We start from the raw sequence: 21833 nt of genomic DNA on the forward strand, positions 1-21833 counted from the left end.
CATCATGGATATGCCCATTGCCCTACAACCCCGTTTAAATTCCGAAACCGCTGTTCCTGCTCCTGCTTCTGTGACAGCACCCGTGCCGCCGCATCTGCGCGGGGACTTGCAGCAGAACGCGCACCAGCATTCGCAGCAGGGTTTGCACCTGAGTGATCTGGAAGAGGAGGCCATTTTCATCATGCGCGAAGTCGCCGGCGCTTTCGAACGGCCTGCGCTGTTGTTTTCCGGCGGGAAAGATTCATGCGTGATGTTGCGGCTGGCTGAAAAAGCATTCGGTGCCGGGCGCTTCCCGTTTCCGCTGCTGATGATTGACACCGGCCACAACTTTCCTGAGGTGACTGAATTCCGCGACCAGCGCGCGGCGCAGTTGCAGGCCGATCTGATCGTGCGCAGCGTGGAGGATTCAATGCGTCGCGGCACCGTGCGGCTGGCGCACCCGCTGGAAAGCCGTAATGCGCACCAGTCGGTCACGCTGCTGGAGGCGATTGAGGAGTTCGGCTTTGACGCGCTGATGGGCGGCGCGCGCCGTGACGAGGAAAAAGCACGCGCCAAGGAGCGCATTTTCTCGCACCGCGACGGTTTTGGGCAGTGGCAGCCCAAGTCGCAGCGGCCCGAATTGTGGTCGCTGTTCAATACCCGGCTGCTGCCGGGCGAGCACTTCCGGGTGTTTCCCATTTCCAACTGGACCGAGCTGGATGTGTGGCGCTATATCGCGCAGGAGGAAATACCGCTGCCTGGCCTGTATTACGCGCACCAGCGCGAAGTGGTGCCGCGCAAGGGGCTGCTGGTGCCGGTGACACCAGTTACACCGGTGGCGCAGGGCGAGCAGGTGGAAGTGAGAACTGTGCGTTTTCGCACCGTGGGCGACATGACCTGCACCTGCCCGGTGGAAAGCCGGGCCGCCACCGCGCAGCAGATTGTGGTGGAAACGGCGGCGGTGACCATCAGCGAGCGCGGCGCCACCCGCATGGACGACCAGACCTCGGAAGCGTCAATGGAAAAACGTAAAAAAGAAGGATATTTCTGATGAGCACAGCCACCAGTACAGTCACCCATACCGCTACGGGTACAGTCACGGCCCTAGGCCCGCAAACCCTGGGGCAGAGCATACCGGCTGCTGTGCCGGCGCTGCGTTTTTTGACCGCAGGCAGTGTGGACGACGGCAAAAGCACGCTGATCGGCCGTCTGCTGCTGGACAGCAAATCCATTCTGGCCGACCAGCTGGCGGGCCTGAAAAACAGCAGCCACGGCGCGGCGGAAATGGATCTGGCGCGGCTTACCGACGGCCTGCAGGCCGAGCGCGAGCAGGGCATTACCATTGATGTGGCGTACCGCTACTTTGCCACGCCGCAGCGCAAATTCATCATTGCCGATGCGCCGGGGCACGAGCAGTACACACGCAACATGGTCACTGCAGCCAGCAGCAGCGACGCTGCCGTGGTGCTGGTCGATGTGACCAAACTGACCTGGCAGCAGCAACCGGTGCAACTGCTCGCGCAGACGCGCCGCCATGCACTGCTGGCACACCTGCTGCGGGTGCCTTCGCTGGTGTTTGCCATCAACAAGCTGGACGCGGTCAACAACCCGGCACAGGCGTTTCGCAACGTCAAGACTGCATTGCTCGCGTTTGCCGAACAGGCCGGTATTGCGGTAGCCGGTATTGTGCCGATCTCTGCGCTCAAGGGTTTTAATGTGACCCATGACGGCAAAGGCAAGGGTGAAGGAGCCAGAGAGTTTTATGGTATTTACGACGGCCCGACCCTGCTGCAATTGCTCACCGGGCTGCCGTGCGCATCTGCCGAAACACAGTTGCCGTTTTCCTTTCCGGTGCAGTGGGTGGAAAAACCGGGCAGGCAGGCCGCTGCTGAATCAGCCGGTGCCGGGGTTAGTAAGCAACCGCCGGCCCAGGCCGGGCGGCGCATCTTCTGGGGCCGCATTGCCACCGGGCAGGTGCGGGTGGGCGATACGCTGCGGGTACAGCCTTCGGGCCAGCCGGTACAGGTGGTGCGCCTGCTGGCCAGTGCATTAGCGTCAGGGTCTGAGCTGGATGAGGCTGCCGCAGGCGCTTCGGTGGGGGTGGTGCTGGACCGTGAGGTGGATATTTCACGCGGTGACTGGCTGGTTGCGCAGGCCGCCGCGCCGCTGGTTCAACAACCCCGCGTGACGCTGGCCTGGCTGGATGATGAGCCGCTGGTGGTAGGGCGGCTGTACTGGGTGAAACACGGGCACCGCTGGGTCAAGGCCAAAGTGGCTGCCATTGAACACAGCCTGAATATCCAGACCCTGCAACCCGAGCCTGCGCAGCAGTTGCAGGCCAACAGCATTGGTGAAGTCACGCTGCAACTGCAACAGCCGTTGCCGCTGCTGCCTTATGCGCAGTCACGCCAACTGGGCGCGCTGATTGTGGTGGACCCGGCCAGCAACCGCACCGCCGGGGCGGCTATGGTTAAGACAGTTGCCAAGGCAGCCTGATGTCAACGCTGACTGATTTTTGTGATGGCATGTGCGATGCATGCCGCCTGCCTGCGCACGGGTTGTGCGGGCGTTCCCGATTGATTTATAAAGGCCAGATGATATGAGCAGTTTTCACCATGAAACAGTTTTGTCCGTACACCACTGGACAGAGCGCCTGTTTTCATTCACCACCACGCGCGACCAGGGGCTGCGTTTTTCCAACGGGCATTTCACCATGATCGGCCTGATGGTGGAGGGCAAGCCGCTACTGCGTGCGTACAGCATTGTCAGCCCGAATCATGAAGAAACGCTGGAGTTTCTGAGCATCAAAGTGCCCGATGGCCGCTTTACCTCACGCTTGCAGCATATACAGCCGGGCGATACCATCATTGTCGGTAAAAAGCCCACCGGTACGCTGCTGGTGGACTACCTGCTGTCGGGCAAGCGCCTGTACCTGCTGGCTACCGGAACCGGGCTCGCAGCTTTCATGCCGGTGATCCGCGACCCGCAGACGTATGAACGCTTTGAGCAGGTGATACTGGTGCATGGCGTGCGGCAGGTGAAAGAACTGGCCTACAAAGACTATATTGAACAGCAGTTGCCGCAGCATGAATTCCTGGGCGAGCTGGTCAGCAGACAACTGCTGTACTACCCGACCGTGACGCGCGAGCCTTTTGAAAACCAGGGGCGTATCACCACCGGCATTGAAAGCGGCGTGCTGGCGCAAAAGCTGGGTTTGCCCGCACTTGATCCGGCGCATGACCGCGTGATGGTATGCGGCAGCCCTGAGCTGCTGCGCGACCTGAAAGCACTGCTGCACGCACGCAACTTCCATGAAGGCAGCACAACCCAGCCGGGTGACTTTGTGATTGAGCGGGCGTTTGTGGAGCAGTGATGCTTTCTGTTTTTCAGGAGCATATGTGGCTGCCGGGCTGTTCGTTTTCAGCCAGAACGCAATATGGTGCCATGAAGACATGACACCGGATTTCGGCGGTGCTCAGTTATTCCATTCAAGCGACATGCTAGGGTACTGTAATCCGTAGGTGACTTCTTCAATACGGATTGTGATGATGTCCTGCCGCTGCTGCGCATCGCTGGCAATGCGTGTGGCAGTTTCGCTTTCCGGTGTATCGCGCAGCACGGCAGCAGCCTGCGCCAGTTTGTCGCAGATGTAGCCGGCAGACAGTGTTTCGCGCATGAACTGCAGGTTTTCGGGCAGCCACCCTTGTTTAAAGCAGGTGGTATCCATATCTGCCAGATTGGGCGGGCCGCCGCCTTCTTCGCGTGTCCATGGCGGAAAAAGCGGGTTTTCTCTGGAGCCGTATACCAGACCGCTGGCGTATTTCAGCGCAGATATGGCTTTACCGTGGTTATCCAGCGCCCACCAGCGCAGCCACAGGCTTTCTATCACAGGTGCCAGGGCCCCCAGGTTGTTGAAGGTGTCTGTCCATGTGTATACCGGGGTATGCATATAGGCGTATGCAAAATCATGCTCCTGTTCTATCAGCCCGATCAGCGCATCGCACATGTAGTGGTAAACGCCTTGCCGCTGCTGCTCGCTCATCAGGCCTTTTGTTACCTTGCAGCGCTGCAATGTCTGATAAAAATAAGGCGGTGTGATCAGGCGGTGTTGCATGAGTTCTTCATGCCATACAGCCAGACAGATGGGGAACAGGTATTGAAACAGGTCAGGCTGTAGTTCTTTGACGTAGGCCAGGTCATCCCAGTAGTCGTACAGGTCGGCATTGGTCAGCTTATTGCAGTCTTTGGAGATCAGCGGGGTCAGGTCTAAGCCGTCAAACTGTTGCTGCCAGATGACAGCAGGCGGTTTCGGGTTGCCAAAGATGCTGCGGCAGTTCTCGCGGATGGTTTGGCAAGGCTGGGGCTGTTGTTTGTTTTGTATGCGTTTTTCCTGTGGCCGGGCCTTGTGCGGTTTTGCCCGTTATTTTCTCTGGAGGCTGTTTATACAAAGGTCAAATGTATTTTAGTCGACCAGGCTGTCGGCACCTGTTTTTCTCTCACCGGATGCCGCGGAATCACTCACGCCTGTTGAGCACAAAGTGGCGGGGTGTCATTCCCTCTGTTCCCACTGCAAGAGACATAAAACAATATGTTCTTGGGGCATCTGTGCAATTCATGCGACGCTTTTCTGATTTTGGTGTTTATATTTTTCAGGGGCGTGAAATATGTCACAAGCCGGGCTTGTTTCGCATCGCAGAACTTTTTAAACTAGCCTCACATTTATTTTATCTTTAATTTTTTTAGTTGGAATCAATTAGTGTACGCCATGGTTTAATCTTGACATGCATTTGAAGCGCACAGCTTCCATCAATTGGTTTTCAACTGTTTCTGAAAGTGACGGGGTTCCGCCCACAAGCACATTTCTGCTATTCATTGAAATCTCTTGATGAACTGATTTCTGACGAAGGGCAAGTGTACTTTCAGATGAAAACAACCTTATCGTTATTTACCGGTGCATTGGTTTTGGGGCTGGGCCAGCAGGCCTGGGCTGAGACTTTCTGTGGTGACCGCACAGAGGTTACCTATGGCGGCGCTTCTGTCCTGAGCGGAGACCTGGCCAGCCATCAGTGCTACGAGATCGGGGCCGGTGGCATTGGTACCGCAGGGGAATACATTGGCCTGGGCATCAATGTGAACCTGCTTGACGGCAGCAAAATGAATGTGCTGGGGCACCTGATGGATTCCACCGTGAACGGTGGGGCCGAGGTTTGGATCGGGAAAACCACACGCATTGCCTGGGATGGCTATATTGCAAACGAGCCGGCGCTGGGGGTCAACATTGATGTGAAGTCCGGCGGGCTGATCCGTGTGCTGGACGGCGGTACGCTGAAGGATTCTTTCCTTAACGGCGGCATGGTGTACGTCAGCAATACCGGGCGTGCGGATGACCCGGGCATTTCAATCAACAACACGGTCAACTCCGGTGGTCAGCTTTTTGCCTATTTGGGCGGCAAGTCCGAGGATACCATCATCAACAATGGTGGTTATGAGTATGTTCAGCAGAACGGTTTTTCAAATCGTTCCGTTGTCAACACCGGTGGTTTCCAGGGGGTTTACAGCGGCGGTGTGGCGACGGCGACAACGATCAAGGCTGACGGCCTGCAACAGGTGGGGCGCAACGGTGTGGCTGAATCGACCATGGTGGAAGCCGGCGCACAGCAATACGTGTATGACGAGGGGGTTGCCAATAACTCCACGGTGTATGGCAAGCAGTGGGTATTTGTGAACAACAGTGCCAGCTATGGCGCAGGTGTTGCCAACAACACGTCGGTGTATGAAGACGGGCAGCAGATTATTCAGTCAGGCGGTGCCAGCGCTATCGGGGTGCAGCTGCATGACCGCGCAATCCAGATGATCAGCGCCGGTTCTTCGGCAACCAATGTGACGGTTAACGACAGCGCCAAATCGTGGCTGGGTACAGGTGCCCAGATTTTGGGTACCACACAGGTTAACGGGCAGGGGCAGCTGCAACTGACAGCCGCACAGGGCGATACCGGTGCTTATGCGCAACAGGTTAATCTGAATGGTACAGATACAGCGCTGCTGGTGATTGCCAATACCGATGATACCGACAGCGCACGCATCGGGCAGCTTTCCGGCAACGGCATGGTGCGGTTCATTACCGGCACCGACAGCAACACCGGCGAGACAATTTACTCGCGCCTGAATGTGGAAAACATGTCGGGCAACATGCACCTGTTTTTCAACACATCGATTCAGGATGGCCGCAGCGACATGCTGATTGTGCGCAATGCCAGCGGTGTGCACCAGGTGACGGTGTCGGATTCGGGCAGGGAAATTACCCTGCCGGGCGAAACGACGCTGGACCTGGTGGTTGACCAAAGCGGCGGCGCGCAGTTCAATCTGGCTACGCTGGATGGTGTCAACATCAACGCGGTGGACGGCGGTACCTATATGTACGCGCTGGGGCAGCGTGAGGATGCGTCCCTAACCCGTGACGCAAGTGTCGGCAAGGTATGGTATCTGCATACCGGTATTGACGATATCAACCGTGTGGTGCCGCCCGGAGAGAGCGTGGTGCCTCCTGTGAGCATCCCTGGTATTGTGCAGACCACGCCAAGTACCGATGCTGTACTGGCCATGGCCAATGTGCCGGCGATGATGTTCAACAACGAGCTGAACAATCTGCGTTTCAGAAGGGGCTCGCTCAAAGATAACGAGGGCCAGGCCGGTGTGTGGGGCCGCGTGATTGCCGATAAAAACGATGTGGACTCAGACCACGTGAACTTCAAGCTGGAACAGGCCGGCTTTGAAATGGGCGTGGATAAAATATTTGCCACCGAACGCGGCAAGGTGTTTGTAGGGGTTTTTGGCACCTACAGCAATGCCGATGTCAAACACAACCGGGGCGGCACCAGCAAGGTGGACAGCTACGGTGCCGGGGTGTACGCCACCTATTTTGACAACAACGGCATTTATGTGGACGGGGTGCTGAAATACAACCGTTATAACAACGAGCTCAGGGCGGTGTCTACCAATGGCTTTGGCATCCAGGGCGACTACAAGCAGAATGCGCTGGGCGCTTCGCTGGAGCTGGGTTACAACACCATGGTGTTCAGCGACATCTGGGCCGAACCCTATGCCAGAGTGTCTTACGTGCAGGTGGGCGGCAAAGATATTGCGCTGAGCAATGGCATGTATGCCCATATTGGTAACCAGGATTCGCTGGTGACAGAACTGGGTGTGAGCGTTGGCAAAGACTTTGCCGTGGGCGGGCAACATGTCATCAGCCCTTATGTGAAAGCCGCCTGGGTGCATGAATACATCAGCGGCAACAGCACGCGCATCAATGGCCTGTATTCGTTTGATACGGACCTCTCGGGCAACATGGGCAAGCTGGGCGTGGGTGTGAACACCAACCTGTTTCAGGGCAGGGCCTCGGTATTTGGGGAGCTGAACTATGGTGCGGGCAACAAGGTGGATGCGCCTATTCAGTTCAACATCGGGGTGCGCTATAACTTTTAATTGAAACGAGAACATATCAACCACCTTCCTCCCGCTGTTTGCGGGAGGATTTTTTTTGCCCCGTTGTGCTGGAGTTCACTCTTTTTTCATATGAACTTCACGCAATTTTCACAGTCGCCACCTACACTGAAATCAGTTTGATAACTGATAAAAGGTGTTAGCCGTGTCTAACTATTTAATGAAAAAAGCGGGCGTTCTTTTTGCCATCCTGCTGGTATTGCTGGCCGCGCTGGGTATGGTTGGGCAGACGATCCACGAGCGTGAGCGTTATCAGGACCAGGTGGTGCGGCAAGTGGCGCAAAGCACCAGCAATGAACAGACGCTGACCGGGCCGATTCTGGTGATCCCCTATGAGGTGGCCGATACATCAAGCAATCTCAAAACGGGCTGGGAGGAGGTTCACACCCAGTCGTTCAACTATTACGTATTGCCGCAGGCTTTGCATGTGAGTGGCAAGGCGGATGTGCAGGCGCGTAAGCTGGGCATTTACCAGGCCCAGGTTTACGCGGCGGAAATGGTGTTTCAGGGGCGTTTCGGCCAGATTCAACTGGATGCACTGTCGCAAAAGGAAGGCTTTTTGCGCCTGGGCAAACCCTATTTTGTGATGGCGCTTTCTGATGCACGCGGCATCATGGGCATTTCACAGTTCTCACTGAATGGCCGGCAGTTCGATTTTAAAGAGGGGGTTATTGATAGCCATTTTGACAAAGGTGTGCATGTGCCGGTGAATATGGACGAACTGATGGCAGCCAATGCCGATAACCGTTTCGCTTTTACATTGAATGTGCAGGGTACCGAAAAACTGTCCGTGGTGCCCCTGGGCCGCGAGAGTGAGCTGAGCCTGCAGAGCAACTGGCAGCACCCCAATTTTGTTGGCAGTATGCTGCCGCACAGCCGCGCCATCAATGAGCAGGGGTTCAGCGCCCAGTGGCAAAGCTCCTGGTTTGCCAATAACATGAACGACCAGTTTGGCGACGACCTTGCGCCTTACCTGAAAAGCGAGAACCTGCCTGCGTTCTCGGTGGGCATGGTTCAGACGGTGAGCCAGTACCTGCTCAATGAGCGCACGGTCAAGTATGCCATTTTGTTCATTGGGCTCACGTTCATCAGCTTCGTTGCGTTTGAACTGGTGTCGCACCTGAGAATCCATCCGGTGCAGTATCTGCTGGTGGGGGCGGCACTGGTGATGTTTTACCTGTTGCTGCTGGCATTTTCGGAGCGTATCGGTTTTGCCTGGTCGTACCTGGTTGCGGCGGTCAGTTGCAGCGGGTTGATTGGTGTTTACCTGTGCTCGGTGTTAAAAGGGCTGGCCCGCGGTATGGGCTTTACGGGTGGCCTGCTGGCCTTGTACGGGCTGCTGTTTGTGATTTTGCAGTCCGAAGACCAGGCACTGCTGCTGGGCTCGGTTCTGCTGTTTGTGGTTCTGGCGGCGGTCATGCTGGGCACACGCAGGGTGGACTGGTACCAGTTGACGGCGTCTTTTGATATGAGCCGGGCGGCACGCCACGGGCCTCGCAGCGCTGCGGGACAGCCGTATCCGGATGAATGATTGGCTCTCCTGAATTGGCCGGCAGCGTCTTGCTGCCGGTTTTTTTATTTGCAGTTCGCAGGCAGAGGCGGGGCATGTTTATGGATTGCAAATAAGAATCATTGTTATTTAATGAGATAGTTGATAGAATCCTTTTCTACATCATAAGTTTCACGACATGTTTCAAGACCAGAAAGGATTCATATGCGTAGCCTGCTACACAAGATCATGCTGACGGCTTCCTGCGCTTTGGTTCTGATGTCCACTGCGGCACGGGCTGAAGAAATCAACCTGTACACCACCCGTGAACCGGGGTTACTGAAAGAACTGATCGATACGTTCACCGCCCGCACGGGCATCAAGGTCAATACCGTGTTCATGAAAGACGGCCTGGCTGAGCGTGTGATCAGCGAAGGTGAAAAATCACCGGCCGACGTGATGATGACGGTGGACTTTGCCCGCCTGATCGACCTGAAAGACCAGGGCATTACACAGGCGATTGATTCTGAAACGTTGCGCACAGCCGTACCGGCCAACCTGCGCGATGCCGACCAGCACTGGTTTGCGCTTTCACTGCGGGCGCGTGTGCTGTATACCGCCAAAACCGGCATGCCGACCACATTCACCTATGAAGAACTGGCCGACCCGCGGTGGAAGGGGCGTGTGTGCCTGCGTTCGGGCCAGCACCCTTACAACAACGCACTGATTGCGCACCTGATTGCCAAGCACGGCGAAGCCTGGACGCAGCAGTGGCTGCAGGGCGTAAAAGCCAACCTGGCCCGCAAGGCCGGTGGCGGTGACCGTGAAGTGGCGCGCGACATTATGGGTGGCGTGTGCGATATGGGGCTGGCCAATTCCTACTATGTTGGCCTGATGCGCAGCGGCAGCGGCGGCCCGGACCAGGTAAAGTGGGGCGAGGCGATCAACGTGGTACTGCCGACGTTTGAGCAGGGTGGCACACACGTGAATATTTCCGGTGCGGCTATTGCCCGCCATGCGCCCAACAAAGCAGCGGCGGTCAAGTTCCTGGAGTTTCTGGTTTCTGACGAGGCACAGAACATTTATGCCAGGGTCAATTATGAATACCCGGTCAAGGCCGGTGTGGCAACCGATCCGATCATCAATGAACTGGGTGTTCTGAAAGTGGACCCCATGCCGCTGACCGAAATTGCCCAGCACCGCAAACAGGCCAGCGAGCTGGTGGACAAGGTCGGGTTTGACAATTGAGCGGTATGCAAAGCGGGCATAACCTGTTGCATGCCGGTGTCAACATAAACACCTGCACCTGTACCTGCATTAGCAGCAGCGGCGATGGGCCTGGCTGAGCCGCGCCGCCGCGCGCGATGGCCGGGCGGCGTTGGCGTATGGCAATGGGCGGTCTGCCTGCTGGCGGCACTGCTGGTATTGCTGCCCATTGTTTCGCTGGTACGCCATGCATTGCAGGACACCGGCGACCTGTGGCCGCATCTGGCAGCGTACGTGCTGCCGCAGGCGCTTGGCGACAGCCTGATACTGCTGTTGGGTGTCGGGGTGCTGGTGGTATTGATTGGTAGTGGCACAGCCTGGCTGGTTTCAGCGTATGAATTTCCGGGGCGGGGTATTCTGAACTGGGCCTTGCTGTTGCCGCTGGCCATGCCGACCTACATCATTGCTTATGCCTACCTGGATTTGTGGCACCCGGTGGGTGTGCTGCAAACCGGGCTGCGCGGCCTGCTGGGGTACAGCAGCCCAAGGGAACTGCGGCTGCCGGATATCCGCTCCATGTGGGGTTGTGTCCTGCTGCTCGGGCTGGTGTTGTACCCGTATGTTTATCTGCCGGTGCGTGCGGCATTTCGCATGCAGGCTGCCGGGCTGATTGAAGCTTCGCGCAGCTTGGGTGCCGGGCCGTGGCGCACTTTCTTTCGGGTGGCGTTGCCGCTGGCACGTCCGGCCATTGCCATTGGCGCGAGCCTGGCGCTGATGGAAGCGCTCAACGACATTGGTGCATCTGAATTTCTGGGGGTGCGCACACTCACCGTTTCCATTTATTCCACCTGGGCGAATCGCTCTAGCCTGGCCGGGGCGTCGCAGATTGCACTGTTCATGCTGCTGATTGTGCTGGCGCTGCTGTTCATGGAGCGCTGGGCGCGGCGGCACCAGCGTTATGCTGCCGGTGCGCGGCAAAGCCAGCGTCTGGCACCGCGGCAGTTGCGTGGCGTGAGCGGCTGGCTGGCCTGTATAGCCTGCGTGGTGCCGGTGCTGCTGGGGTTTATGCTGCCTGCCGGGTATCTGGTGGTGGAGGCGGTTAAACGCATCCGCTTTACCGGCATTGAAGCGGCCATCTGGGTGGAAGCCGGCAATACGCTCAGAGTGTCGCTGTGGGCCACACTGCTGGCGACATTGCTGGCATTTGCACTGGTGCAGACGTGGCGCCAGACGCAAAAAAAATCGGTGCGGTTGTTGGTACGCATTGCCGGTGTTGGCTATGCCATTCCGGGTACGGTGCTGGCGCTCAGCCTGCTCACGCCGGTGGGCTGGCTGGACCAGCGGCTGGGCGACCTGGTGCAGCATGTGCTGGGTGTGCCAGTGGGGCTTTTGCTATCGGGCAGTGTGGCGATGCTGGTGTATGCCTACGTGGTGCGTTTTCTGGTGATTGGCAGTGGCAGCATGGAGGCGGGTTTCAGCAAGATACCACGTTCCATCGACGATGCGGCGCATTCGTTGGGGGCTGGGGCCGGGCGTGTGGCATGGCGCATTCACTTGCCGTTGAGCTGGCAGGCCATAGCGGCGGGCATGCTGCTGACGTTTGTCGACTGCATGAAAGAACTGCCTGCAACCCTGTTGTTGCGGCCGATGAATTTTGAAACGCTGGCCACGCACCTGTATGGCGAAGCGGTGCGCGGCACTTACGAAAGCGCGGCGGTAGCCGCATTGCTGATTGTGCTGATCGGGCTGCTGCCGATCATTTTGCTGTCGCGCTCGGGCCAGCAGGCGGTGCCGCAGCATGATGCTACAGCCGGGCAGCAGGATACACAGGCACAGGCCATTGAAAGGCAGGCAGGGTATGGACATGAAAGCAACTGACATGCAGGCACCGGAAGATGCATCTGCTGTGGGATCTGCTGCGGAGACAAGGGCAGCGGCACTGGCCGTGGCCTCTCTGTCGCACCGATATGCAGGGGCACGCACACAGGTACTGCACGATATGACGCTGGCAGTACAGCCCGGCGAAATCCTGTGCCTGGTGGGGCCATCGGGTTGTGGCAAAAGCACGCTGCTGCGGCTGATTGCCGGGCTGGAGCAGGTTCAGCATGGGAGTATCCGGCTGGCTGGCGAGCTGGTGGCCGGCAGCGGTGTTCACACGCCGTCGGAAAAGCGCGGTGTGGGCATAGTGTTTCAGGATTTTGCGCTGTTTCCGCACATGAACCTGCTGCAGAATGTGGCATTCGGGCTGAACCATCTGCCCCATGCGCAGCGCATCACTCAGGCGCAGGACATGCTGCGCAATGTGGGGTTGGAACAGCGCGCGCAGGATGCGCCGCACCAGCTTTCCGGCGGGCAGCAGCAGCGCGTGGCATTGGCGCGTGCACTGGCGCCGCACCCGCGGGTGCTGTTGCTGGATGAGCCGTTTTCCAATCTGGATGTCCGGCTGCGCTACCGTTTGCGTACCGATACCATGCACCTGCTCAAACGCGGCCGGATTGCCGCCATCATGGTCACGCATGACGCGCAGGAAGCCATGTTCATGGCCGACCATATTGCGCTGATGAACCAGGGGCAGATTGTACAGATGGGCCGCCCTGAAACGCTGTACCGCCAACCGGTCAATGCATTTGCGGCCGAATTTTTTGGCGAAACCAACCGCCTTGCAGGCCGCGTGCGACAAGGGCAGGTGCAAACGCCATTGGGCGCAGTGGCTGCCCCCGGTTTGGCTGAGGGTACAGCGGTTGATGTGCTGGTGCGCCCGCAGGCCATTGAGCTGCATGACTTTGCCACAGCCGGTGCTCCGGTTTGTGTGCGGGCTGCGCACATGCTGGGGGCTTATACGCTGGTCGAGCTTGACATGGCAGGTGACGGGGAGGCGGTGCCTTCCACCACCTTGCAGGCGTATGTGCCCGACGGGCTACCGCTGCAGTTGCAGCAGCGCCTGTATGCAAGGCTGCAGCCGGATCAGGGCGTTTTTGTGTTTGCCAGGTCAGCATAAACCGATGGATGGCAAGCCGGACAGCAGTGAGGTGCTTCGTACTCAGTCCTGAAGTACCGGTATGCCGTGTTCAAGAATGCGCCGCCACAACAACTGGGGCTGAATGCCGGTGTAGCCCGATTCCTGCGCATCATTGCATTCAATCACAATCCAGCGGCCATCGGCTGTTTTGGCAATGTCCACCACCAGAAACGGTACATTCAGGCGCGATGCGACCGTTTGCGCCAGTTGCAGCCCTTGTGCAATATCATCGGCCTGATAAGCGGGCAACTGGTACCAGTATGCCCCCAGCCGACACACTGGTTAAACCACCAGAAGGTGCGGAATTCAACCGACGCAGGCACCTTGCCCGGCAGTGTTGCGGGCAGGGTTTGCAGCGCCACGTATTCGCGGATGATGATCTGCAGCCAGTGCAGAATCGGGTCGAGCCGGTATTGCTGCCGTATCCGCTCATAATCCTGTGCATTGCGGGCGACTGACAGCGCCTGGCTGTGCTTGCTGGTCTGGCGTGCGCCTTTGATGAACACCGGCCAGCCAAAACGCTGCTCTATTTCTGCCACATCGGGAAACTCGTCAGCCCAGATGCTCTGAGGCGTCAGATCTGTAATGATCGGATACCAGTGGGGCAGTTCGCTGGCGCGCAGATGCTCTTGTGGTGTATTGATCAGGCGCAGTTGCTGTGCCAGGCTGTCGGCATAGGTTGCGGGGTAGTCTGCAATGGCGCCTGTTCGCAAAACGCAGGGCCACTGCGACTCCAGATACAGCGGATGGCGGCATTCAAAATAGAGTTCAAAATGAAAATCGTAAGAATGCACATGTGTGGGCTGCGCCAGAATGGCGAGCCGGTTTTCAATGCAGAGCAGATTGGCTGTTAACGCTTCCATAACGCTATGAAGTATATCGGGGGTATGGCCTTTCGCCAAACTATGGCCAGCGCCTGTTGTTTTCCATATCAACCCATGACCGTCGCTTGCAGGGAATGAATATGCCAATTGCGCTTGTATATACAATGGCGTTAACCCAGCAATACACATCTGCCTGACTTCAGAAAGATAACACATGCCATTTGTCACGCTGATTCATAAGGAACATCAGAAAGAAATTGCCACACTGGTTAACCGGCTGATCAAACAATCGGCTGCGACCGCACTGGTGCTGGAGGAAAAGAGTGCCAAGTGGCAGTCTCATGCCGGTACGGGCAAGCCGCAGGGAATCAAAACCATTCGTTCTTTTTCTGGCATTACGGCCGCAGATGGTTATGCCAACTGGCCCGGATGGCCGTCATCGAACGGTATTGTGATCGGCCGTCTGGCGCAGACGGCGTTGCAGATAGACAAGGATCTGTTTTTCCTCAACGACTGCAACCCGAGCCGGGCCGATGGCGACTATGACCGGTTTTGTGAACTGGTGCTGTCCACCTGTGACTGGGCGCTGTTTTCCTATTTCACCACGTACGACAGCGGGTACCTGACATTCATTACGCGCAACACGTCGCTCCATGAGTTTGTCAGTGCGCAGATAAAAACAGCGGTACATATTTCCGAATGGTATGACTACGGCCTGTCGGAAACCACCTGTGCCGACTTGCGCCACGCTTCCTTTTATGATGACAGCGGGCAGTGGATGGTTCCGGTTCTGCTGGCGCGCAAGCGGGGTAAACCTGCGCCCTTGCTGCTGTGCCGTATCAGCGCCAACAATGAGTCATACGATGTATGGCTGAATGAACAGTACGAGTATCTGGAGGGCCAGCCCTGGTATCAGCCGTATATAGACAAGCTGCAGCAGGTGGATGAATTTGAATATGGTGATTCACGCTATCTGGTTTTTTCGGTGACTGACCTGGAAGCCTACCATGGCATCTGGGCCAAGGTGAGTACCGATGTGCATATTGCCGCGGCGCTGTTTGCAGCGGATCTGGACCTGGCGCGACTGAAAAAGAGCATTGAGCAGCATGGCGATTTTGGCCGTATTCCAGACCGTGAATGCCGTGCGCTGGCCAGTTGGTTTTATACCAACTGCTATGGCGGCGGGCCGGATGAGCATATCGGCAAGTTTTATGCCCATGATGCTGGGCTGACACAACTGTTTTGGACATGTCTGGACCCGGCAGATGCGTATCAGCATATGTTTGACGGGCTGCATTCGGCCATTCTGGATGATGAGCAGGACTATACGCTGCCGCTGCTGCTGGCGCAGGAAAACAAAGAGCAACTGCCTTGGCTGCTGTGCCGGATTGAAAAAGAGCGCGATTACCCCCGGTGGAGCAGCGAGGCATTTGATTTTGTTGAAAACACCACCTGGTATCAGGAAGACATGGCACGGTTGCCGCTGGTGGCCGAGTTCAGCGACGAGCACGCGGTTTACAAAGTGCTCGCGTTGACCGATGCCGATGCCTACAGCCGCCTGTGGCGTGAAGCGATGTCGTTCCCGGTAACCAAAGCATTGCTGGCACCGGACTGTGACATGGACCTGCTGCAACAGACGGTGTTGCAGCCCGGTTATTACTTTATGCCGGAAAGTCTGCAGCATGTCGCGGGCTGGGTTTATATGCGGTTTTATGGCGGACGCATGAGTTATTTTTATGCAAAGGACCTCCAATGCGCACAGAGGTTTTACCGCCTGCATCATGAGCTGTCGTATGACAAGAGGGATATTCGCATCAGCCGGTATTGATTTTCTGAATGCCGGGGTGATGTGCCCAGAAAAATCGGCAGGTTTTTGATGCGTTAAACACACTGTTTAAATTTTTTTAAACATAAGTGTTAAATATGTCACTTTTATGACCTTAAAAGTCACGGGCGCTCTCTTTAAATCGGGCCTGTAAAGCCTAAACTTTGAACTACTGAAAATGGTTCCAATGGTTTTCTGTTGGATGGGTAAACATCTTTGAATATTGCTGTTGTTTCAGATGATCTTCTCATTACTCCGGGCATTTTTGCCATATATGTCAAACGTTTTGCGTTGCCTGCGCCTGCGTGATGGCGTTTTAATTTTTGAACCTTCGCCGGGGAATCGCTGAGGGCCTGGTTTGCCCTGTTTCTGATACGCCCCGTTTCTTACCCCGTTTTTTTTAATGCTTGAAAGCTTCTGTGCGCTGTCACAGAACTTTTGTTTGCTGTTTTTTTGTTTGTATTTTATCCATGAAAAAGATTCGAGAAATGAAAAACACGCCTTCTTTCCGCCAGTCTCTTTTAAGCCGCTGCATTGTGCTGGCACTTGCTTCGCTGGGCGCTTCCGCAGTGGTACAGGCGCAGCAGATTACGTTTAATGATGGCAATACAGGCCATGTGCTGGAAAACCAGACGGTTGACCGGGTTTCAGTTAGCGGGGATGGTACCGGCGCTGAAATCAGCGGCGTGACTGCCAACGGTGAAATATTCGCCAGTTTTGGCAGTACCATGCACGTGGTCAACAGTTCGATCAACTGTGCTGCCAGCTCCAATTGTTATGGCCTGTGGGTGCAGGGGCTTTCCAGCAACCAGGCGGGGGTTAAGACGACCGTGACGGGCAGCGGCCTGGTGATTGACAGCGGAAGATCGGGGATTGTGAGTAACGGGTCTGCCAGCATTGACTTGAGCGATGTGCGGGTCAACGCAGTCGTTTATGGCCTGGAACTGAACGGCAGTCTGAGCAAGGATGGCGTGATCAATGCAACCCGCATCCGTGATTTCGAGATTACTGCGGGCCAGTATGGCGTGCATGCCATGTTTGGCGCGGAGCTGCATCTGACCAATGGCACCATCACTACCACCGGTGATGGCGGGGTTGGCTTGTACCTGGGGGGCTCCAATAACCTTGGTACAACGCCTGTGCAGACAGCCGCTTATATGAGCGGTGTCACCGTGCATACCAAAGGTGACGATGCGTATGGCCTTTACAGCGTGCAAATGGCAGGGACCAATGGTAAGCCTAACCGGGGCGCTGTGTCGTACTGGGATGCCTCCCACATCATCACCGAAGGCGCTGACAGTTATGGAATTGTTGCCAACTACAGCTGGAATACCGTTACGCTGACAAATGGTTCAACGGTGACAACCGCTGGCGACAATGCCTATGCGGTGTGGTCGCGCGGTGCTGCCGATGTGACGCTGGACCGTAGCCATGTTGCCACCCGGGGGCAGGGCGCTGTCGGTGTTTACAGCTATCACCTGGGCAACAGCTATCTGCAAAACGGCTCCACAGTGATGACCGAAGGCGCGGGCGCACACGGCACCATGCTGCAATACGCGGGCAATATCATGCTTGATAACAGCTCGGTGCATGCTCAAGGTGCCGATGCACATGGTATTTACATGCTGGTGGGGCTGGCTGAAAATGCGGGCAGCCGTTATGGCTCCAAAGTGGAACTGCAAAATTCCAGCATAGTGTCTGACCAGGGCTACGGCATTGCGACTGAAGGCGGGCATTTAACGGTGAATGTGCTGAACGGTAGCACGCTCAAAGGCGGCGCGGGCCTGATGAATGTGCAGGATTACACCGGTGGCGGCACACCGTCGTGGGACCAGGGGGTGACAACGGTTAACCTGCTGGTGGATGGCGGATCTGTCGTGTCCGGCAATGTCATCACTGCCGATACCGCGGTTTCCAACATCACCCTGCAGGGCGGCTCCACCTGGGAGTTGAACGGGGATTCCAATGTCACCTCGCTGGTGAACCGCGATTCCACCATCAGCTTCGCATCTGGCAGCGGCCTGGCACGCTCAGGCAGCGGTTTCAGCACTCTGCATGTCAGCGGCGATTATATGGGTGATGGCGGTACCATCATTCTCAATGCCGCGCTGCATGATGATAACAATTCGCTGAGTGACAGGCTGGTGGTGGATGGCGATGTCTCCGGCCAGACCTACATCAAGGTAATCAACCGTGGCGGCCTGGGAGCGGCCACGCAGGAGGGTGTGCGCATTGTCGAAGTCGGCGGCCAGTCGCCAGCCGATGCCTTTACGCTGCAAAGCGATTATGTGGCCATTAACGGTAAACCGGCGGTGGTCGCGGGTGCTTATAGTTATTCCTTGTATCAGGGCGGTGTGACCGACCCTGCTGACGGGCACTGGTACCTGCGCTCTGATGTGGTCGAAATTCTCAACCCTGGTGGCGGTGGCGGCACCATCACCGTGCCTGTATACCAGCCGGGTACGCCTTTGTACGAAAGCTATGCCAATGTGCTGCATGAGCTTAATGCATTGCCAACACTCAGAGAGCGGGTGGGGGAGCGCCAGTTGGGCGCCGTGGTGACAGGCGAAGGCATGGCTGCACAGCCTTATGGCGTGTGGGCGCGTGCGCAGGGCTCACACAACCACTTTGAACCCCGCCGCAGTACCACTGGCGCCGAGCAGGATGTGAATGTCTGGCGCATGCAGATCGGTGCCGACATGCTGGCGCACGAAAATGCGCAGGGCAGCCTGGTCGCAGGTGTCAGCGCCCATTACGGTTATGCCAGCTCCGATGTGGAATCGCTGTTTGGCAGCGGCAAGATCGATGCCAAAGGCTACGGCATCGGCGGCGCACTGACCTGGTATGGCAACAATGGTTTTTATGCCGACGCACAGGCTCAACTGAACTGGTTTGACAGCAACATCAAATCCAGCACACTGGGCGTAACGGAAGTCAGCGGCAATGACGGCAAAGGGTATGCGTTCGGGCTGGAGGTGGGCCGCAGCTTTGCATTGAACGACAACTGGTCACTGACTCCGCAGGCGCAGATCATATACTCGCATGTGGATTATGATGACTTTTATGACGCCTATCTGACGCCGGTCAGCCTGCAAAACCATGACCGGGCAACCGGGCGCCTGGGCCTGTCGGCCGACTACCGCCAGCGCATGAAAAATGGTGATACGCTGGATGCTTACGGCATTGTGAACCTGTACCAGAACTTATCGGGTAGCTCCAAGGTCAACGTAGCCGGGGTGGAGTTTGAGCAGCGCAACGAACGCACTTGGGCCGGTCTGGGGCTGGGGGCAAGCTACAGTTGGGGGCAGGGCAAATACGCACTGTATGGTGAAGCTGGTGTGAAAACCAGCGTGCAGAGCTTTGGCGACAGCTATGGCGTTACCGGCAACGTGGGGCTGCGCGTGAGGTTTTAAGCGCAGTACCTTTCTTGGAGGGCATTGAATCAAACCGCTGGCTCATGGTGTGGGCCGGCGGTTTTTTTATGGGGTTTAAAACTGATGGATAAGCAGGGTTCCATATTGAGCCGGTGCGTGTTTGCCCATAGAATGGGCGTGACACCAACGGGCTATTTAAAGCAAAAGAAAGGCTGAGGCTGCACTGTGCGAACATCCAGAATACTTTTTTTAAGCGTTTCAGCCGGTGCCGGCCATGTGCGTGCCGCGCAGGCATTGAGTGCCTATGCGCAGCAGACACAGGGGGTGCAGGCGCTGCACCTGGACGTGATGGATTATGTACCCAAAACGTTCCGCAAAATTTATGTGGACACCTACATTGCCATGGTGCAAAAGGTGCCTTCGCTGTGGGGGCTGCTGTATAAGGGCATTGACCGGGTGGAGCCGGAGCGGCTGGTGCAAAAGCTGCGCCGGGTGGTGGAGCGGCTCAATACGCGCAAGCTGCTTAAGGCGGTGGCCGATTTTAAGCCCGACGCCGTGGTGTGCACCCACTTTCTGCCGGCCGAAATTCTGATGCACCAGATCATCAAGGGCGAGTTTGACAAACCGGTCTGGGTGCAGGCAACCGATTTTGACGTTCACCGCATGTGGATGATTCCGCAGATGCGCGGTTACTTTGCCGCCACGGAAGAGGTGGCGTTCCGCCTGCGCAGCAGCGATGTGGCGCCGCAGCGCGTATACGCCACCGGCATACCGGTGATGCCGGCATTTGCCAACCCGCCTGCGCGTGAAGCCTGCCTGAAAGCGTATGGCCTTTCAAGCCGGCATCCGGTATTGCTGCTGATGGGCGGCGGGGCCGGTATTGGCGACCTTGATAAAACGGCACAGCACCTGCTGGAACAGGACAAGCATTTTCAACTGATTGTGCTGGCCGGTAAAAATGAACAGGCCTTGCAGGCGCTGAAGGAAACGGCCAAAAACTATCCGCAGCGGCTGTTTCCGCAGGGGTTTACCCACAAGGTGGAGGAACTGATGGTCTGCGCTGACCTGGTGGTCACGAAACCCGGCGGGCTGACCACTTCAGAGTGCCTGGCCATAGGGCTGCCGATGATCATGTATGCACCGATTCCAGGGCAGGAGGAACGCAATGCCGATTACCTGCTGGAGCAGGGCGCGGCAGTCAAGGCGGTTGATGAGCTGGGGCTGATCTGGCGTGTGAAGCAGTTGATGAGCTCACCCGAACACCTGGCATGCATGCGCAAACGGGCGCAGGCCATTGCCCGCCCTGATGCCGGGCGCGATGTGCTGGATGTGGTGCTGCAGGATATCGGTTGACGACTTGGGTTTGTGCATAACCAGAACTCAATGCTAAAAGCTGTCTGCAGGGGAAATACCATGAAAAAGATTTTACTGGCGTTGCTGCTCATTTTTATACTGCCTGTGGTCTGCACCATGATTTATGAACGGGTCATGATCAGCAGAGTTAAGCCGGGAATGACGCGCACCGAGGTGATTGAGGCCATTGGAGAACCCCAGAATGTCAACCCCCAGGTTGATCCGCCACAGGCTTGGGTGCTGCATGGCAAAGCGGTATGCAGCTACAGTTTTACGCCCGCGCAGGGTTGCGATGCGGCTTTGGCAACAGGGGCTACGGAATTTCTGGTATGGCACCTTACGTTTCTTGATCTGGATACAAAATTTCTGGTGGGATTTAACGCTGATGACCAGGTCGTATATTCTTCAAGGGCATATTCGTTTTAAGCCATGATACACGCTCAAGGTGCGATGGTTTCCACAATATGTCCGTACAGACAGTCTGCTGCCTGCCGTATTTCTTGGGGATGGCGCAGCCAGTCAGTGTGATCGCCGTTCAGATAAGCATCACGCGCCTGCAACAGCACACGTGCCTGCGGCGCGGGAAGGCGGGGGGCGGCCCAGTTGGCGGCTTCGTCCTTGGAGACAAACCCGCCTGTTGCGAGCGTTTGCCACATCCGCGCCAGCGTCAGCAAAACATTGCGCTCATCTCCTTGAAGGCCTTGCATGAGTGCCGGCACGGCATCCTTAATGGCGCGCCGTATGTCCGCGGGGCAGACCACTGGTAGCAGTGTGTCCATGCCGGGGTCTAACAATCCTTTGGCCTGCTGTCGCGCCTGGGCCAGTATCAGGGTGAGTTCCGGGTCGCTCACCGGCTCGGGCATTTCGCCTGCTTCATATTGGGTGCGCAGCCATTCGCCGTACATAAATTCACAGCGTGCCGGGTAGGGCAGAGCCGCCAGGTCGGTGGATAAAAAAACAATCACTTCAAGCGGGCGTCGCCTGTTAGGGTTGTTAAGGTCAGAGGGGTAGCGCCCTGAAACCTGCATCAGTTCTGCTGCAAGAGACTGGCGTGCTGCCGCGCTCATTGGCTGGCTGACGATGGCGAGTATGTCCACATCACTGTGGGGGCGCAGGCCGCCTGCGGTTGCCGAGCCATGCAGGCAGACTGCCAGCAATGATTCCGCCAACTGTTTTTGGATAATATGCAATGCCTGCTGTGCTTCAGGAGGAAGCAGCATGTGAGCCATTGTTGAGCATTCCTCCTGTTTGCGGTTGACGG

16 protein-coding genes are annotated in these 21833 nt (G+C 56.9%); 12 read left to right on the top strand and 4 right to left on the bottom strand.

Annotated elements, in window-relative coordinates:
* The first annotated feature begins 4 nt into the window (after positions 1-4).
* The 3 genes from cysD (at position 5) to AACY98_RS03030 (ending at position 3352) form a co-directional block, all read left to right on the top strand.
* The gene (gene cysD / locus AACY98_RS03020; protein WP_339801427.1) at positions 5-1030 is read left to right on the top strand and encodes a sulfate adenylyltransferase subunit CysD; all 1026 of its coding nucleotides are present in this window, start codon (positions 5-7) and stop codon (positions 1028-1030) included.
* Entirely contained in the window at positions 1030-2475 is a 1446-nt protein-coding gene (locus tag AACY98_RS03025) for a sulfate adenylyltransferase subunit 1 (protein ID WP_339801430.1), read from the top strand. The genes cysD and AACY98_RS03025 overlap by 1 nt, the downstream gene beginning before the upstream one ends.
* 103 nt (positions 2476-2578) lie before the next feature.
* Positions 2579-3352 carry a ferredoxin--NADP reductase gene (locus AACY98_RS03030; RefSeq protein ID WP_339801433.1) on the top strand — a complete coding sequence of 258 codons (774 nt, stop codon included), beginning with the start codon at positions 2579-2581 and terminating at the stop codon, positions 3350-3352.
* A 102-nt stretch (positions 3353-3454) separates the two neighbouring features.
* On the opposite strand, the gene AACY98_RS03035 is transcribed toward AACY98_RS03030, so the two are convergent.
* Complete coding sequence (locus AACY98_RS03035) at positions 3455-4093, bottom strand: hypothetical protein (RefSeq protein ID WP_339801436.1); 639 nt, start codon at positions 4091-4093, stop codon at positions 3455-3457.
* A gap of 809 nt (positions 4094-4902) precedes the next feature.
* Here AACY98_RS03035 and AACY98_RS03040 point away from each other — a divergent pair.
* The 5 genes from AACY98_RS03040 (at position 4903) to AACY98_RS03060 (ending at position 13175) form a co-directional block, all read left to right on the top strand.
* Positions 4903-7464 carry an autotransporter outer membrane beta-barrel domain-containing protein gene (locus AACY98_RS03040; RefSeq protein WP_339801440.1) on the top strand — a complete coding sequence of 854 codons (2562 nt, stop codon included), beginning with the start codon at positions 4903-4905 and terminating at the stop codon, positions 7462-7464.
* Between the two features lie 163 nt (positions 7465-7627).
* Entirely contained in the window at positions 7628-9013 is a 1386-nt protein-coding gene (creD, locus tag AACY98_RS03045; RefSeq protein WP_339801442.1) for a cell envelope integrity protein CreD, read from the top strand.
* A gap of 207 nt (positions 9014-9220) precedes the next feature.
* Positions 9221-10219: an extracellular solute-binding protein gene (locus tag AACY98_RS03050; protein ID WP_339801613.1), complete on the top strand. Its 999-nt coding sequence runs from the start codon at positions 9221-9223 to the stop codon at positions 10217-10219.
* 84 nt (positions 10220-10303) lie between these two features.
* Positions 10304-12055: an ABC transporter permease gene (locus tag AACY98_RS03055; protein WP_339801445.1), complete on the top strand. Its 1752-nt coding sequence runs from the start codon at positions 10304-10306 to the stop codon at positions 12053-12055.
* The gene (locus tag AACY98_RS03060) at positions 12042-13175 is read left to right on the top strand and encodes an ABC transporter ATP-binding protein (RefSeq protein ID WP_339801448.1); all 1134 of its coding nucleotides are present in this window, start codon (positions 12042-12044) and stop codon (positions 13173-13175) included. The genes AACY98_RS03055 and AACY98_RS03060 overlap by 14 nt, the downstream gene beginning before the upstream one ends.
* 42 nt (positions 13176-13217) lie before the next feature.
* Here AACY98_RS03060 and AACY98_RS03065 read toward each other — a convergent pair whose 3' ends face one another.
* Entirely contained in the window at positions 13218-13445 is a 228-nt protein-coding gene (locus AACY98_RS03065; protein ID WP_339801450.1) for an ATP-grasp domain-containing protein, read from the bottom strand.
* Entirely contained in the window at positions 13376-14059 is a 684-nt protein-coding gene (locus AACY98_RS03070; protein ID WP_339801453.1) for a hypothetical protein, read from the bottom strand. The genes AACY98_RS03065 and AACY98_RS03070 overlap by 70 nt, the downstream gene beginning before the upstream one ends.
* A gap of 175 nt (positions 14060-14234) precedes the next feature.
* Here AACY98_RS03070 and AACY98_RS03075 point away from each other — a divergent pair, with 175 nt between their 5' ends.
* From AACY98_RS03075 to AACY98_RS03090, 4 genes are all read left to right on the top strand, one after another.
* Positions 14235-15848 (top strand): hypothetical protein, encoded by a 1614-nt coding sequence (locus AACY98_RS03075; protein ID WP_339801456.1) that lies wholly within the window; start codon positions 14235-14237, stop codon positions 15846-15848.
* Between the two features lie 485 nt (positions 15849-16333).
* Positions 16334-19258: an autotransporter outer membrane beta-barrel domain-containing protein gene (locus tag AACY98_RS03080; RefSeq protein WP_339801459.1), complete on the top strand. Its 2925-nt coding sequence runs from the start codon at positions 16334-16336 to the stop codon at positions 19256-19258.
* A 186-nt stretch (positions 19259-19444) separates the two neighbouring features.
* Positions 19445-20572 carry an MGDG synthase family glycosyltransferase gene (locus tag AACY98_RS03085; RefSeq protein ID WP_339801461.1) on the top strand — a complete coding sequence of 376 codons (1128 nt, stop codon included), beginning with the start codon at positions 19445-19447 and terminating at the stop codon, positions 20570-20572.
* 60 nt (positions 20573-20632) lie between these two features.
* A complete protein-coding gene (locus AACY98_RS03090; protein ID WP_339801464.1) occupies positions 20633-20998 on the top strand; it encodes a hypothetical protein in 366 nt (121 codons plus the stop codon).
* Positions 20999-21012: 14 nt separating this feature from the next.
* Here the strand turns inward: AACY98_RS03090 and AACY98_RS03095 are convergent, their stop codons facing one another.
* Entirely contained in the window at positions 21013-21801 is a 789-nt protein-coding gene (locus tag AACY98_RS03095; RefSeq protein ID WP_339801467.1) for an aminoglycoside adenylyltransferase domain-containing protein, read from the bottom strand.
* Positions 21802-21833 lie beyond the last annotated feature (32 nt).

The sequence above is a fragment of the Saezia sanguinis genome (assembly GCF_963921665.1).
Classification (GTDB): domain Bacteria; phylum Pseudomonadota; class Gammaproteobacteria; order Burkholderiales; family Burkholderiaceae_C; genus Saezia; species Saezia sanguinis.

Bases quoted from the DNA above. Each gene is read 5' to 3' on its own strand.
- cysD (WP_339801427.1), top strand. From the start codon at position 5: ATGGATATGCCCATTGCCCTACAACCCCGTTTAAATTCCGAAACCGCT.
- AACY98_RS03025 (WP_339801430.1), top strand. From the start codon at position 1,030: ATGAGCACAGCCACCAGTACAGTCACCCATACCGCTACGGGTACAGTC.
- AACY98_RS03030 (WP_339801433.1), top strand. From the start codon at position 2,579: ATGAGCAGTTTTCACCATGAAACAGTTTTGTCCGTACACCACTGGACA.
- AACY98_RS03035 (WP_339801436.1), bottom strand. From the start codon at position 4,093: ATGCAACACCGCCTGATCACACCGCCTTATTTTTATCAGACATTGCAG.
- AACY98_RS03040 (WP_339801440.1), top strand. From the start codon at position 4,903: ATGAAAACAACCTTATCGTTATTTACCGGTGCATTGGTTTTGGGGCTG.
- AACY98_RS03050 (WP_339801613.1), top strand. From the start codon at position 9,221: ATGCTGACGGCTTCCTGCGCTTTGGTTCTGATGTCCACTGCGGCACGG.
- AACY98_RS03055 (WP_339801445.1), top strand. From the start codon at position 10,304: ATGGGCCTGGCTGAGCCGCGCCGCCGCGCGCGATGGCCGGGCGGCGTT.
- AACY98_RS03060 (WP_339801448.1), top strand. From the start codon at position 12,042: ATGAAAGCAACTGACATGCAGGCACCGGAAGATGCATCTGCTGTGGGA.
- AACY98_RS03070 (WP_339801453.1), bottom strand. From the start codon at position 14,059: ATGGAAGCGTTAACAGCCAATCTGCTCTGCATTGAAAACCGGCTCGCC.
- AACY98_RS03075 (WP_339801456.1), top strand. From the start codon at position 14,235: ATGCCATTTGTCACGCTGATTCATAAGGAACATCAGAAAGAAATTGCC.
- AACY98_RS03080 (WP_339801459.1), top strand. From the start codon at position 16,334: ATGAAAAACACGCCTTCTTTCCGCCAGTCTCTTTTAAGCCGCTGCATT.
- AACY98_RS03090 (WP_339801464.1), top strand. From the start codon at position 20,633: ATGAAAAAGATTTTACTGGCGTTGCTGCTCATTTTTATACTGCCTGTG.
- AACY98_RS03095 (WP_339801467.1), bottom strand. From the start codon at position 21,801: ATGGCTCACATGCTGCTTCCTCCTGAAGCACAGCAGGCATTGCATATT.